Below are 14701 nucleotides of genomic sequence, written 5' to 3'. Positions count from 1 at the left end.
TCTTATTTTACTTCTAGTAATTCAATATCGAAAATGAGTGTGCTATTTGGCGCAATCACATCGCCTGAACCCACTTCGCCATATGCTAAATTTGCTGGAATAAAGAAACGACTCTTACCACCCACTTTCATGGTTTGAACGCCTTCAGTCCAACCTGCGATGACTTGGTTAAGCTTGAATTCAACTGGATGATTTCGTGCAATTGAACTGTCAAATACCGTATCGTCTAAGAGTCGTCCTTCGTAATTTACTTTCACTGTTGAAGTTGCTTTAGGTGATTTACCTTTGCCTTCTTGGATCACTTGGTACTGTAAACCTGATTTGGTGGTTATAATCTCAGCTTTCTTTGTATTTTCAGCTAAAAACGTTTTTCCAATTTGCTCATTTTTTTGAGCAAGTTCCTGAAATTCTATCAGTTGTTTTGCTTCGAGACGCTTTTTATATTGGCTTAATAGGTTAATCATTTCTTCATCAGTTAACGATGCAGACTTACCTTGTATCGCTTCTTCTAGACCTTGTGAGATTGTTGCAATATCAAGATCTTTTAATGTCTCTGCGTAACTCTTACCAATTAAATAACCGTAACTATATCCTAACTGATCTTTTTGTGGGCTTTTTAAAGTAATGGGTGCTGCATGTGCTGTGCTCATCATTGAGACAATTAAAATCAAACTTAGTTTTTTCATTATTTCTTCCAAAATAAAGGAGAGCGTATGCTCTCCTTGGTACTAATTATTTTACAGCGATTAATTCGACATCAAAAATTAATGTGCTATTTGGTGGAATAGAACCAGGAACCCCTTGTTCTCCATAAGCAAGTTGAGAAGGGATATAAAGCGTTGCTTTGCCACCTTCTTTCATTAATTGTAAACCTTCTGTCCAACCGGGAATGACTTGGTTGAGTGGAAATTCGATTGGCTCACCACGGTCATAAGAACTGTCAAAGACCTTACCATCGGTTAATTGACCTTTGTAGTGAACTTTCACAACAGAGGTTGCAACAGGTTGTTTGCCAGTACCTTCTTTAATAATTTTGTACTGTAAACCGGAAGCCGTTTTTTTTACACCTTCTTTTTTCTCATTCTCAGCTAAAAAACTATTGTTTGTGGTTTCAGCTTTTTTGGTTTCATTAATTTGTTTTTGTTGAAGTTCCTTTTGGAATTCCATATAAGCAGCTTGTAATTCTTCTTCGGTGTATGCAGCAGGCTTTTTGGCATGCCCATCACGGAAACCTGTGATAAATGCAGCTGTTTCCAATTCAGGTGGTGTTTGTTTTGCAACTTCATAGCCTAAGGCATAACTGATTTTTGCAACAGGTGCTGCATTCTTATCCGCTTTTGATCCAAGTTCAGTCGTCGGGTGCTGAGTAGCATAGTAAACAGGAACAAGGGCTGCGCCACCTAAAACGACTGCTGCAATGACAGGTAAAGCTTTACTCATGAGATGTCCGAAGTAAGATTTTAATAAAAAATATGGTCATGATCTTAGCATGTCTAAGCTTAAGCATTGAATAACTCAGCTAAAAAATGCGTGTATTTTTTATATAGTTTCTGTGTTTATCAAGAAAAAGCCAGACTATGAGATCTGGCTTTTTGATATGACTGTTATGATGGATTTTTAATCATCTTTATTTGCTTTGTAAGCATATGAATAATTGTACCCATACCCATACCCATACCCATACCCATACCCATACCCAGCACGTTGAATATCATTTAAAATGAAGCCATTTACTTTGACATTCGCTTGTTCAAAGCGACTTAAACTTAGTTCAAGCTCTTTCATTTGTGATTTAGCATAGCGTGCTACAAGTAAGTTCACACCCGCATATTGAGAAATGATAATTGCATCGGTTACAGCAAGTACAGGTGGTGTATCAATGATAATATGATCATATTCTTGGCTTAATTGATTAAGTAATAATTCAAACTGCTGAGATCCTAACATTTCCGATGGATTCGCTGGACTTTTACCCCGTGTAATAATACTTAAGCCATCTACTTCAGTTGTATGAACTACTTGGTTTAGATCAGCTTGATGACTTAAAAATTCAGATAAACCAGGCTTTACATCTAAATTAAAATATTTATGCATATAGCCACGACGCATATCTGCATCAATCAACAAAACTTTCTTGTTAGTCTGTGCAAGAATAGTGGCCAAATTGGTTGAAATAAATGATTTACCAACTTCAGGAGAAGGACCTGCAATGACAATAATATTATTCTTCGCATTTACGAGTGCAAAATGAATCGCTGTTCGAATACTACGTAAACTTTCAATTGCAATATCATCATTATGCTTAACCGCAAGGATAGGAATACTCTTCTTTTTCTTTAAAATGCTGATGCGTGTCTCTTGAATCGGAGAGCGGGGTACAGTTGCGTAAACAGGTAGATTGAATTCATTTTCAATTTGCCCACTATCTTTGATACCCGTACGTAACATATTGCGTAACAGCGCAATAAGTGTACCAATGAATCCACCAAAGAAAATAGCAAGAATAAGTACTTGTAATTTCTTTGGCTTAATTGGTTCAACAGGTTCAACCGCAGTATCTACAATACGAACATTACCAATTTCGCCTGCTTTGGCAATTCGAAGCTGTTGATAAGAATTTAATAAAGCCGTGTAAAGTTGGGTTTTAACCTCAACCTCTCTGTACAATTGAAGATATTGTCGTTGTATATCTGGCAATTTTTTTAATGTACTGTTTAATTCAGAGATTTGTTTATCTAATGCAGTGATTTGAGCATTAATTTCTCGCATCGCTGGATGTTCAGCAGTGTATTTTGCTGCCAAATCTGCTTGTTGTTGCTGCAATTCTATTCTTTTTGTTTCTAAAGTGATGCTTTGAGTAAGGTAAAGCTCAGACTCTTTGGCGACATCAACTGTATTATATTTTTGGCGAAATTTATTAAATTCACGTTCTGCATCATCGAGCTGTTTCTTTAACTCTGGTAGTTGTTCATCTAGAAATTTAAGCGTTTGGGCAGTTTCAGCAGAACGGCGTGCAACATTTTGGGCACTATAAGCTGATAATATTGCATTTAAAACGTTAGTAATATGTTGTTTATCTTGCCCTTGATAACTTAGACCTAAAATCCCAGTGAGTTTACCTCTTTCTGCGACTGAATAATTTGAGTTAATCGCTTGTACCGCAGCAGGCAGCGATTGCTTTTCTATGAAATAATGTGCGTCAAATATATCCGAAGAAAAAATAGCAATTTTCCAAACACCCGCACGCGTGGTTAATTGGTTCAACTGATTCAGGGGTGCTGTTAATAGAACCTCTTCAGTTTTTGTATCGGTTAAGCTAAAACTCTTACCTTTAAAGCTTAAACTTAAGGTCTTATCCAAATAATAGTTGGGAACCTCAAATTGCTGTACATCAAAAGCTTTTTGGCCATCGTGAAAAGTGACTGCTTTGGGCGCATATTCTGTTTCATAAACAGTTTTATGAATTAAGCGCTGGCTAAAGTTATCCTCTTCACTTGAAACTTTTAGATCAAGATGAAGTGCTTGAATTACTGATCCTAAAACTAAACGGGATTTTAAAATTTCAATTTCAGACTGAGCGGGTGATTTTTGGTCAATCATTTGTGATAAATCACCCAATAAAGCAGCTGAGGCTCCCTTACTGTCTTCAACTTGAACTAAGGCATCAACCGAATAAGTATCAGGTGTTGCACGAAGGTACAAAAGTGCACATACAAGACTAAGAATAATAAATAAAGCGATTAATTTCCATTGAGCAATAAGAGAGAAAAAAAGCTCTTTCAAGTCAATTGTGTCTTCAGTATTGGTATTTTGGCTCATAATCTTAATCTAAAAGTTAAATATAATTTTTCCAATCAGTGACACACTGTTGAATAAGCTGACATGTCTCATCAAAAAAAGCCTGATCATGCTGATATGGGTCTGGCACATTTTTATTCTGCCAGTGACCTAATCTGAAAACTTTTCCTTTAGCAAAAGGCCAAGTTTGTTCAATATGAGCTTGCTGATTTTTGCTCATCACCAGAATTAAATCCGCTTTTTTTAAATGTTCAGCATTTAATTTTTTTGCGATATGCCCACTTATATCAATACCTAAATGTTGCATACATAGCTGTGCTTTGTCATCAGCAGGATGACCTGAAAGTCCAGAAATACCAGCTGAATCTATCATTAGCTGAGGGTAATCCTGTTTTAGTAGGTATTCTGCCATAGGGCTACGACAAATATTACCAACGCAAACCACTAAAATACTTCGAATCTGCATGATTACTTACCTAGCTGATCAAAGCTATAAAGTGCACTCGAGAACGGTACAATCTGGTTCATAACACGTTGCCAGCGAGTTAAGCCTGTTGCATCGATATATACAATATCGTTACTACGTAAACGGAATTGATTTGCCAACCCAAAGTCACCAAGGCTCATTAAATTCAAATGATAAAGTTCAGTTCGTCGATCATTTGCGTTAGTGCGTAATACATAAATTCGGCTGGCACTTGCGGATAAAGGATTCAAACCTAAACCTTCACCGAGAGCATCGCTCAAAGTCATGCCCTGATCACGCATTGGCAGAGCTTGGTTTTTACCAGACTCACCCATAATATATATTTTCTGATTGTCTTTAGTACTTACGTAAATTGTATCGTTTGGTTGAATTAAAAGTTTGTGTAGCGAATAGCCTGCTTTTTCTAATTCAAGTGTATTGAGATTATACGTAGTACCATTACGTACTAATTGTATATAAGTATTATCACCTAATTCAGATACACCACCAGCCATACCAAGAGCCGTATATAAATTGATAGGTTGGTCATTTAAATAAAATTGACCACCTTTTCTTACACTTCCTTGTACAGAGTAACGTTGCCCTTGATAGTTTAAGACTCTGACAATTACGTCAGGGGTTTTTAAATAATGAGCAAATTGATTTCGTAATTCTGAATTTAATTGACTTAACGTTTTACCAGATGCCTTGTATCGACCGACTAAGGGCAATTGGATGAACCCATTATAATCAATAGGGTATCCATTGGCTTGAATCGATTGATCATTCGTCAGATTGTTTACAGGCGGGGTAATTTCAGGGTATGCCCAAAGTTGAATGGATAAAACATCACCTGAACTTAAACGGTATACGTGCTGAGGCTGGTTGAATAAATCGGTATGGTTTTGTTGGTAATTCAACTGGGTTGGTTTTATAGACTCTAAAGTATCTTGTGTAATTTTTATCACACTTACAGTTGTCCCAAGATCAGTCTTATAAACTCCCTCACTTGGAATGTCGTATGTTTGAAGACCAGAAGTGACAGCACATCCAACAGCACTTAAGCTAATTGCAAGGATGGAAAATAATTGATAATGCTTCACAATTTACCCTTCAATATTTATAAAATTTATATCAGCTTAGACACAATCATCTGTGTTTAGACTTAGAATTTTGCTTATTCTAGCTTAAAAATCCTAAAAAATCACCGACAAATCCGTTGGCTTTGTATGCTAAGTTTATCCATTGGAGCGTAAAACCTCGGGGTTTAGCCCGAGGATATAAGCGACTGGCGTAAGCCATACGACATGAAATGTCGTTTTAAATACTTTTGCTATAATCACTATTAAGAAAAATACGGTTAAAATAATTGTATGAAGACACTCAAATTACGCATAAAAGACAAACATTGCAAGGTGCTAAATCAGATGGCATCTGAGGTGAATTTTGTCTGGAATTACGTGAATGATTTGTGTTTTAAACATCTACAACGAAAACAACAATTCTTTTCAGCATACGACATTGCCAAATACACAAAAGGCACATCGAAAGAATGTAATTTGCATAGCCAAACGATTCAGGCGGTCGCAGAAGAATTAGTGACAAGACGCAAGCAATTCAAAAAAGCAAAACTGAAATGGCGAGTCAGCAATAAAAAATCAGCTAGGCGTTCATTGGGTTGGATACCGTTCAAGAAAGTAGCAATCAAATATGCTGATGGCTATGTTCAATATGGCAAGCACCAATTCAAACTATGGGACAGCTACGGACTAAGCAAATACAATGTTAAAACAGGCTCATTTGTTGAGGATAGTCGTGGGCGTTGGTATGTCTGTTTAGTTGTAGAAGCACCAAAGATAGAGAAAACAACATCAACCACAGCCATTGGCATTGATCTAGGGCTAAAAGACCTTGCAACATGCTCAGATGGTGTGAAACTCAAAGCCCCTAAAATCTATCGCCAATATGAACAAAAACTTGGCATAGCCCAACGAGCTAGAAATAAGAAACGTGTCAAAGCAATTCACGCCAAGATTAAAAATATACGTCAAAACATGCTGCATCAATTCAGCCATAAACTGGTGAATGAACATGCAGCAATCTTCGTTGGCAATGTGAATGCCAAAGCACTCGCACAAACTAAATTAGCTAAATCAGTGCTAGATGCAAGTTGGACAACACTAAGAACCATGCTCAAGTATAAATGCGAGAACGCAGGGGTATGGTATGAAGAAGTCAATGAAGCGTATACCACCCAAACTTGCTCGTGCTGTGGCTCACGCTCCAGTAGTCCGAAAGGTAGGGCAGGCTTAGGAATAAGAGAATGGCAGTGCATGGAGTGCGGTACGCTCCATAATCGAGATATAAACTCAGCACTGAATATTCTTGCGCTCGGACATGAGCGTCTCGCAGGAGGAATCCCCGTCCTTTAGGTCGGGGAGGATGTCAAGGGTGAAACCGTTTAAAAAGAAAAATACGTCATACAATTTCGTTATAGTGTCGAGCAAAACTCTGCTATATTGTGCCCAGAAAAATTGATGGTTTCTATTTCTTTCATTTAAGTTTTAAATACATTGTAGGGATTAAGGCTAATTTTATGAGACTTGCCGAATTAAAAATAGCAATTATTGGTTTGGGTTATGTAGGTTTACCATTAGCCGTAGAGTTTGGAAAAAAGGTATCCGTTGTTGGCTTCGATATTTCGAGCAAACGAATTGGCGAACTAAAAAATGGGCAAGACCATACTCTTGAAGTCTCTCCAAATGAATTACAACAAGCTTCTCAATTAACATTTACTTGCGATTTAGAAAAATTAAAAGAATGTAACTTTTTCATTGTCACTGTTCCAACCCCTATTGATGATTACAAGCAACCGGATTTAACGCAGTTAATTAAAGCATCGACAAGCATTGGGCAAATTCTGAAAAAAGGTGATATCGTCGTTTATGAATCGACGGTTTACCCCGGTGCTACAGAAGAAGTCTGTATTCCTGTTCTAGAAAAGGTATCAGGTTTAGAATTTAATACAGATTTTTTTGCAGGTTACAGCCCAGAGCGGATTAACCCTGGTGATAAGCTTCATAGGGTAACCAATATTTTAAAAATCACCTCAGGCTCTACTCCAGAGGTGGCTGAGTTTATTGATGAAATTTATAATTTAATTATTGAGGCTGGAACGCATAAAGCTTCAACGATTAAAGTGGCTGAAGCTGCTAAGGTAATTGAGAATATTCAACGAGACGTAAATATTGCTTTAATTAATGAACTGGCTTTGATTTTTAACCGGATGGGAATCGATACTGAAGATGTGTTAAAAGCTGCAGGGACAAAGTGGAACTTCTTGCCTTTTCGTCCTGGTTTGGTCGGTGGGCACTGTATTGGGGTAGACCCGTATTATTTAACCCATAAAGCACAGTCTTTAGGCTTGCATCCAGAAATTATTTTAGCTGCACGTCGCCTGAATGATCGAATGGGTGAATATATTGCTACTCAATTAATTAAGGAAATGGTTAAACAACGTATTCAAGTAGTTGGTTCTAAAATTTTAGTAATGGGTTTGAGTTTTAAAGAAAATTGCCCAGATATCCGTAATACAAAAATTATCGATATGGTGAAAGCATTAAAAGAATATGATTTAGATTTAGATATCTATGATCCTTGGGTTGATATAGAAGAAGCAAAGCATGAGTATGGTTTGACCCCTATTACTCAGCTGCAAAATAATCATTATGATGCTGTGATTTTGGCTGTTGCCCATGATGAGTTTAAGAATATGTCGCTAGTAGACTTTAAGGAACTATTAAAAGAAAATTATGTGCTTTATGATTTGAAATATATTTTGGATGTTCAAGATAGTGATCTAAGATTGTAATATGAATATTTTTTCTAAAAAGATTCTATCTAATTCCTTATGGATGATGGTAGAAAAATTCATCGCAATATTTGGCCTGATCTTTGTTACATCTTATGTTGCTAAATATTTAGGACCAAACAACTTTGGTAAAATCGCATTTACAGCAACATTATTTGGTTTTGTACAAACATTAACTTGGTTTGGGAATCAAGAAATTTTATTTAAGCGAGTAAGTCGAAACCCTAATTCAGGGCTAAGATATCTTTTTGGAACTCAAAATTTAAGAAAGATTTTATTTTTAATATGTACAATGCCTATTTTATTGGGCTTATATTACTATTCTGATTTTTTAACGTTAATTTTTGGTATGGCAACTGCTCTTGCAGCATATTTCGTTACTCAGGATGTATATACGATTTACAATAATGCGGTCTTACATTCTTATATTAATGCAATTGTAAATGTAATAGGCTTAGGTGTAGCTTTAATTGTTCGGTATCTAATTGTTTTTTTTGAGTTAGATTATGCTTTCTTAGGAATTCCTATCGTTCTTACTGCATTGATTCCTTATCTAATAAAAAAGTATATTTTTAATAGAAAACAGTATATAAAGCCTATTAGTTTAAAGCCTTATAGAAAGTATTATTTAGGTGCGGGAAGTGCTTTGGTATTGTCTACCTTGGCTGTTACATTGTATACGCAAGTAACAAGTCTTATGTTAGTTGCGCTTACATCCACTCGTGAATTAGGTATCTATGCTGTTGCGGTAACTTTGGGTACGTCTTGGGCTTTTATTAATACATCTATCATTACTTCAGTTTTAAGTAAAATATATCAACAAAAAAAAAATTATGTATCCTATGTCATGATTGCAAAATTAAATGCTGTGGTAGTGGTTGTATCTTTAATCATTATATCTATATTAGTGATCTTAGGTGAGTGGATATTAAATTTTCTTTATGGAAGTGATTATAGAGATGCCTATGAATTGATATTGATATTGGGGCTGGCAACTTTATGTAGTGGTTTAGGTACTATTTCAGCACGTTTTTTGGTGAAAGAAGAAAGTTATAGTTATATCTCAAAAAAAATGATGTGTGTTGCCATAACTGCGTTACCTATATCATACGTAATGATTTATAATTTTGGGCTAATTGGTGCAGCATATAGTGTATTGATTATTGAGTTGCTTTCGCTAACATTTTTTAATTACTTCTATAAAAATGGCCTTTTGTTTAAGATACATTTTTTCCCTATTTTTAAAAAATCATTAAAATCTCAGTCTTAGGAATGGTCAAGTGTTAAGTATTACTGTTGTAGGTACAGGTTATGTAGGTTTATCTAATGCCGTACTCTTTGCTCGTCAGCACGAAGTAACGAGTTTAGACATTGAAAAAAGTCGTGTTGCTTTAATTAATCAAAAGATATCTCCTATTGCAGATACTTATATTGAACAAGCTTTTGCTGCAGAAAAATTAAGCTTAAAAGCAACAACAGATAAGGTAGAGGCTTATGAAAAGGCCGACTATATCATTATCGCCACCCCAACAAATTATGATTCTGAAACCAATTATTTTGATACATCTTCTATTGAAAGTGTGATTGCAGAAATTTTGCCTTTAAATAGCACTGCAACCATTATTATAAAATCTACTATACCAGTAGGTTATACAGAGCAAATTAAAGCAAAATTTGAAACAGAGCAGGTTGTCTTCGCTCCAGAATTCTTGCGTGAAGGAAAAGCACTTTATGATAATTTGTATCCATCACGAATTATTGTGGGTGAGAAGTCGGAACGAGCTAAAAAAATTGCCCAGCTTTATTTAAATGCTACGATTGAACGTAATGCTCCAACTCTATGTATGGATGCTACTGAAGCTGAAGCGGTTAAACTCTTTTCAAATACCTATTTAGCGATGCGTGTCGCTTATTTTAATGAGTTGGATACCTATTGTGCAAAACACGATCTGAGTAGTTTGGATATTGTAAGAGGTGTAAGCTTAGATCCGCGTATTGGTCAGCATTATAACAATCCTTCATTTGGCTATGGTGGTTACTGTTTACCAAAAGATACTAAGCAACTACTAGCAAACTATAAAGATGTGCCACAAAATCTGATTCAGGCAATTATTCATTCTAATAGAACGCGTAAGCAATTTATTGTAAAAGAAATTCTGAAAAAGCGTCCAAATATAGTAGGAATTTATCGTCTGACCATGAAAGCAGGTTCTGATAATTTTAGAGATTCAGCCATCCAAGACATTATTCGTGAGTTAGAAGAATATAATATTCAAATTCAAATTTATGAACCAACTTTGCAACAAGAAAAATTTGAAAATTATGCTGTGCAAAATGATTTTAAAGAATTCTTATCTGGTTCCGATGTGATTCTTGCGAACCGAATAAGTGATGATTTGAAACGAGTGTCAAGTAAAGTTTATACGCGTGATTTATTTGGGGAAAATTAAATTTGGATATAATATAATGCAATTTAAAATGTTACTAAGTAAATATGATATTCAAATATTTATTTGCTCATTTAGCTATGCTCTTTACTTTTTATCAAATAATATTATATTTGGTCTTATCCCTTTTTTGGTTTGTATTTCAGAAGTCAGAAAAGTATTTCCATATGTTATAATTTTTATTTTTTTTAGTATATATTTTATTTTTTTAGATCTATATACGGTTAAAGATTTTTTAATTTTAACCTTGTCGACTTTACTTCTATCTTCAAAATTTTCAGGAAAAATTCTAAGAGTTCTTCAAATAAATTCTTATGTTCTTTTAGCTATGCTATTTTATTTTTTAACTCTAGATCATAAGGTTGGTGATTGGCAAGATGTACTTGAGTTTAAAAGACGTCTTTTTTTGTTACTTCCTAATGGTAAAGAATTAAATCCTAATCCCATAGGTGTTATATGTTCTATATGTGCTATAGGGTTTATTTTTAATAAAAAATATATGTTAGCTTTACTACCATTAATTCTTTTGATTTTTACCCAGTCTAGGGCTGCAATATTACTATTTTTTATTATCTTTATAATAGGTAATGGGGTATCTATTAGAAAGCTTATTATTCCATCAATCATAATACTACCATTAATTTATTTTGTGTCAAAAACGCCACTAATGGACCGTTTTCGAGAGGATGGTGATGGTGGGAGAGCTTATAGATATGCGATATATAATGATGTTTTGAATAATCATTATATAACAGGATATCCTGCTCAAGAATATACTAAAATGGCTATAAAATATGGTACCTTGGATAATATGTATTTATTATTGATTTTGAAGTACGGTGTTTTTATAGGATGTGGGTTGCTGATATTTTATGTATATTCTTTTATGAAGAATAGATTTGATGAGTACTATAAGTTAAGATTAGGTATATTTTCTTCTTGTATGCTTTTTGGGTTATTTGAAACAGGATTTGTTGCTAATTATATGTTTTGGATGATGTTTGCAATGAGTTTTAATGGATTTTCAAAATTTGATCTTAAACTAAGGTAATATTATGATGAGAGAGCATTTTTTAGTTACTGTATATATTACAACATTTAATAGATTGGACTTATTGAAAAGATCTTTGGATTCTGTTCGCACTCAAACTTATAAAAATATAGAAATTATTGTAGTTGATGATTGCTCTACAGATGGCACGCAAGAATTTCTTAAGGAAATTGCAAAGGGTGATGAAAGAATAAATTTTTTTTTAAAAGAGAAAAATGGCGGTGCATGTGAAAGTAGAAATATTGCTATTCAAAGTGCTAGAGGGGAATATATTACAGGCTTAGATGATGATGATTACTTCTTACCAGATCGTTTAGAAAATTTTATTAAAAATATAGTTTTTGATGATAATGTGGTTTTATATTTTGATAATTGTTTAATTAAAGTGAATGAGACAGAAAATATAAATATATCATTTAAGCAAAAAATATTAAATTATATTAGACCTACTAAGGTTTACGCTAAAGATTTATTATTTATGAATTATATTGGAAATCAAGTTTTTATTAAAACTAGTATTTTAAAGGAAAATGGCGCTTTTGATCAAGCTATGCCAATGTGGCAAGATTTAGAATGTTGGTATAATGTACTGAAAAAAACAAAAGGGTATGCTAAACGGTTATCTTCTTATACATATGTTGTTGATATATCCAATGAAATTGATCGTATTTCAAATTTGAAAGCTGAAAAAGCTAGTAAAGCTTATCAGAGATTTCTATTCAAACATAAGCTTGATCGAAATTTAGCTGAAATTCTATTTTGTCAATTTTATGAATATGATAGGAGTTTAATAAGGCCACTCTTACTTTTAAAAAGACTCAAGTATAACTTTAGTGTATTTATCATAGTGAATACAGTAAAAAATTTCCTTCTTTATATTAAAAATAGGTAATTTTAATGAAAATTTTAGTTGACGCTTCATTAGTCTCAAAAGGAGGGGGAGTTCAAGTTGCTTTAGCCTTTTTAGAAAATATTTCTAAAGATCCATGTTTTAAAGCTATTTGTATTGTAAATGAAGTAATTGATCGACAGTTAGATTATTCTGTTAAGGATAATTTCTATTTTTATTGTGTTGAAGAAAGTGTTCCTATATATAAGAAATTTAGACAGGGTAAAAGAATTTCTGTTCTTGAGAGAAGATTCAATCCTGAACTTGTTTTTGTTGTATTTGGGCCTGCTTACTGGAAGCCTAAAGCTAAAACATTACAAGGTTTTGCTTTGGGTAAAATGCTATATGAAAAAGAATTAAATATAGGATTATATGAAAGAGTTTTAAATTTTATTAAGAAAAAAATATTTCAAAGATCACAAAGCTATTTATTGGTTGAAACTGAATTAGTTAAAGAGAAGTTGGCAGCTCACTTTAATTACTCTCTAGATAAAATTTATGTTATTGGAAACTCATATAGTCCAAATTTTAAGAAAAATATTCTAGATAATCGCACTCAAATCTTTCCTATAAAAGATAAATTTAGAATTCTTGTACCTGGTAGTTATTATCCACACAAGAATGTGGAAAAAATCATTCTAGCCTTGGCTGAAATAAAGAAAAATCCAGTATTTCAGCATAACTTAGAAATCGTTTTTACTATTCCTAAGGAAAGTATAGACTGGATAAATTTATCAATATTAGCTAAAAATAATGCAGTGGAGGAATTTATTTCAACAACAGGTTTTGTTGAGAACTCTAAATTTGCTGAACTTTATCTAGCAAGTAATGCTGTGATTTGCGCTAGCCTAGTTGAATCTTCTACTGCTGTATTTCCTGAAGCGTTTTTGGCGGAAAGACCACTATTGGTAAGTAATCGCCCTTTTGCAACAGAGTTATGTGAAAATGCAGCTTTATACTTTGATCCTCTCGATGAAAAAAGTATAGCTAAAGCAATCTTACAAATTATTATTGATGTTAATTTGCGTGATGTATTAGTACAAAATGGTCAGAAGGTTTTATTAAAAAATTATCCATCTGCAGAGCAAAAATGGGCTTTGCAGAGAAATTTAATTACTCATTTATACAGTCAGTAGTCATTATTATGTTTTCAAACAAAGTTCTCTTAATTACAGGTGGTACAGGTTCATTTGGTAATGCTGTTCTAAAACGCTTTTTAGAAACAGATATTAAAGAAATCCGTATTTTTAGCCGTGATGAAAAAAAGCAAGATGATATGCGTAAGAAATACCAGTCATCTAAACTTAAATTCTATATTGGTGATGTGCGAGATTATAACAGTGTTCTGAACGCAACGCGTGGTGTCGACTATATTTACCATGCGGCCGCACTGAAACAAGTTCCCTCTTGCGAATTTCACCCTATGGAAGCAGTTAAAACCAATGTGCTGGGTACAGAAAATGTATTGGAAGCAGCCATTCAAAACCGTGTAAAACGTGTGGTGTGCTTAAGTACAGATAAAGCCGTTTACCCAATTAATGCCATGGGCATTTCCAAAGCCATGATGGAAAAAGTCATGGTGGCAAAATCTCGTAACTTAGAAGAACTGGAAACGGTAATTTGTGGTACACGTTACGGTAATGTGATGGCATCTCGTGGTTCTGTTATTCCATTATTTGTAGATCAGATTCGCCAAGGTAAACCCCTTACCATTACAGATCCTAATATGACTCGTTTCATGATGACTTTGGAAGATGCAGTCGATTTGGTGCTGTATGCGTTTGAGCATGGTGAGAACGGCGATATTTTTGTACAAAAAGCACCGGCAGCAACCATTGAAGTCTTGGCACAGGCATTAAAAGAATTGCTGAATGTAGAAGAACATCCAGTTTCAATTATGGGTACACGTCATGGCGAGAAAGCCTATGAAGCACTACTTAGCCGTGAAGAAATGGTTGTCGCCATAGATCAGGGTTATTACTTCCGAGTACCAGCAGATCAACGCGATCTGAACTATGAAAAATATGTGGAAGAAGGTGACTCAAAAATTACAGAATTTGAAGATTATAACTCGCATAATACTGAACGCTTAGATGTTGAAGGTATGAAAAAGTTATTATTAAAACTCGAATTCGTACGTGCTTTAACTCAAGGTCAATATATAGATCCAGAGGCTTAA

The 14701-nt window shown here is 34.2% G+C and carries 13 protein-coding genes; 8 read left to right on the top strand and 5 right to left on the bottom strand.

The window, feature by feature from the left end:
- Positions 1-2: 2 nt before the first annotated feature.
- The 5 genes from CDG55_RS14835 to CDG55_RS14815 all read right to left on the bottom strand — a co-directional run bounded on the left by CDG55_RS14835 (position 3) and on the right by CDG55_RS14815 (position 5367).
- Positions 3-686, bottom strand: a complete 684-nt coding sequence (locus tag CDG55_RS14835) for an FKBP-type peptidyl-prolyl cis-trans isomerase (protein WP_005163592.1) — start codon at positions 684-686, stop codon at positions 3-5.
- A gap of 46 nt (positions 687-732) precedes the next feature.
- Entirely contained in the window at positions 733-1440 is a 708-nt protein-coding gene (locus tag CDG55_RS14830) for an FKBP-type peptidyl-prolyl cis-trans isomerase (RefSeq protein WP_005163590.1), read from the bottom strand.
- Positions 1441-1617: 177 nt separating this feature from the next.
- Complete coding sequence (locus tag CDG55_RS14825; RefSeq protein ID WP_087536659.1) at positions 1618-3819, bottom strand: polysaccharide biosynthesis tyrosine autokinase; 2202 nt, start codon at positions 3817-3819, stop codon at positions 1618-1620.
- Positions 3820-3835: 16 nt separating this feature from the next.
- Positions 3836-4264, bottom strand: a complete 429-nt coding sequence (locus CDG55_RS14820; protein WP_005163585.1) for a low molecular weight protein-tyrosine-phosphatase — start codon at positions 4262-4264, stop codon at positions 3836-3838.
- A gap of 2 nt (positions 4265-4266) precedes the next feature.
- Positions 4267-5367: a polysaccharide biosynthesis/export family protein gene (locus tag CDG55_RS14815; protein WP_087536658.1), complete on the bottom strand. Its 1101-nt coding sequence runs from the start codon at positions 5365-5367 to the stop codon at positions 4267-4269.
- Between the two features lie 270 nt (positions 5368-5637).
- On the opposite strand from CDG55_RS14815, the gene CDG55_RS14810 reads away from it, so the two are divergent.
- From CDG55_RS14810 to CDG55_RS14775, 8 genes are all read left to right on the top strand, one after another.
- A complete protein-coding gene (locus CDG55_RS14810) occupies positions 5638-6696 on the top strand; it encodes an RNA-guided endonuclease InsQ/TnpB family protein (RefSeq protein ID WP_034602929.1) in 1059 nt (352 codons plus the stop codon).
- Positions 6697-6860: 164 nt separating this feature from the next.
- Complete coding sequence (gene tviB / locus CDG55_RS14805; RefSeq protein ID WP_087536657.1) at positions 6861-8135, top strand: Vi polysaccharide biosynthesis UDP-N-acetylglucosamine C-6 dehydrogenase TviB; 1275 nt, start codon at positions 6861-6863, stop codon at positions 8133-8135.
- 1 nt (position 8136) lies between these two features.
- Positions 8137-9405 carry an oligosaccharide flippase family protein gene (locus CDG55_RS14800; RefSeq protein ID WP_087536656.1) on the top strand — a complete coding sequence of 423 codons (1269 nt, stop codon included), beginning with the start codon at positions 8137-8139 and terminating at the stop codon, positions 9403-9405.
- Between the two features lie 10 nt (positions 9406-9415).
- Positions 9416-10585 carry a nucleotide sugar dehydrogenase gene (locus CDG55_RS14795; protein ID WP_087536655.1) on the top strand — a complete coding sequence of 390 codons (1170 nt, stop codon included), beginning with the start codon at positions 9416-9418 and terminating at the stop codon, positions 10583-10585.
- Between the two features lie 16 nt (positions 10586-10601).
- Positions 10602-11633 (top strand): hypothetical protein, encoded by a 1032-nt coding sequence (locus CDG55_RS14790; RefSeq protein ID WP_087536654.1) that lies wholly within the window; start codon positions 10602-10604, stop codon positions 11631-11633.
- 4 nt (positions 11634-11637) lie between these two features.
- Positions 11638-12525, top strand: coding sequence for a glycosyltransferase family 2 protein (locus CDG55_RS14785; RefSeq protein WP_087536653.1), 888 nt, complete (start codon positions 11638-11640; stop codon positions 12523-12525).
- A 5-nt stretch (positions 12526-12530) separates the two neighbouring features.
- A complete protein-coding gene (locus tag CDG55_RS14780) occupies positions 12531-13658 on the top strand; it encodes a glycosyltransferase (protein ID WP_087536652.1) in 1128 nt (375 codons plus the stop codon).
- An 8-nt stretch (positions 13659-13666) separates the two neighbouring features.
- A complete protein-coding gene (locus CDG55_RS14775; RefSeq protein WP_087536682.1) occupies positions 13667-14701 on the top strand; it encodes a polysaccharide biosynthesis protein in 1035 nt (344 codons plus the stop codon).

Source organism: Acinetobacter sp. WCHA45, assembly GCF_002165255.2.
Lineage (GTDB): Bacteria > Pseudomonadota > Gammaproteobacteria > Pseudomonadales > Moraxellaceae > Acinetobacter.
Note: the sequence above shows the minus strand (reverse complement) of the source record. Positions and strands in the feature narration are given on the sequence as shown.

Bases quoted from the DNA above. Each gene is read 5' to 3' on its own strand.
- CDG55_RS14835 (WP_005163592.1), bottom strand. From the start codon at position 686: ATGAAAAAACTAAGTTTGATTTTAATTGTCTCAATGATGAGCACAGCA.
- CDG55_RS14830 (WP_005163590.1), bottom strand. From the start codon at position 1,440: ATGAGTAAAGCTTTACCTGTCATTGCAGCAGTCGTTTTAGGTGGCGCA.
- CDG55_RS14825 (WP_087536659.1), bottom strand. From the start codon at position 3,819: ATGAGCCAAAATACCAATACTGAAGACACAATTGACTTGAAAGAGCTT.
- CDG55_RS14820 (WP_005163585.1), bottom strand. From the start codon at position 4,264: ATGCAGATTCGAAGTATTTTAGTGGTTTGCGTTGGTAATATTTGTCGT.
- CDG55_RS14810 (WP_034602929.1), top strand. From the start codon at position 5,638: ATGAAGACACTCAAATTACGCATAAAAGACAAACATTGCAAGGTGCTA.
- tviB (WP_087536657.1), top strand. From the start codon at position 6,861: ATGAGACTTGCCGAATTAAAAATAGCAATTATTGGTTTGGGTTATGTA.
- CDG55_RS14800 (WP_087536656.1), top strand. From the start codon at position 8,137: ATGAATATTTTTTCTAAAAAGATTCTATCTAATTCCTTATGGATGATG.
- CDG55_RS14790 (WP_087536654.1), top strand. From the start codon at position 10,602: ATGCAATTTAAAATGTTACTAAGTAAATATGATATTCAAATATTTATT.
- CDG55_RS14785 (WP_087536653.1), top strand. From the start codon at position 11,638: ATGATGAGAGAGCATTTTTTAGTTACTGTATATATTACAACATTTAAT.
- CDG55_RS14780 (WP_087536652.1), top strand. From the start codon at position 12,531: ATGAAAATTTTAGTTGACGCTTCATTAGTCTCAAAAGGAGGGGGAGTT.
- CDG55_RS14775 (WP_087536682.1), top strand. From the start codon at position 13,667: ATGTTTTCAAACAAAGTTCTCTTAATTACAGGTGGTACAGGTTCATTT.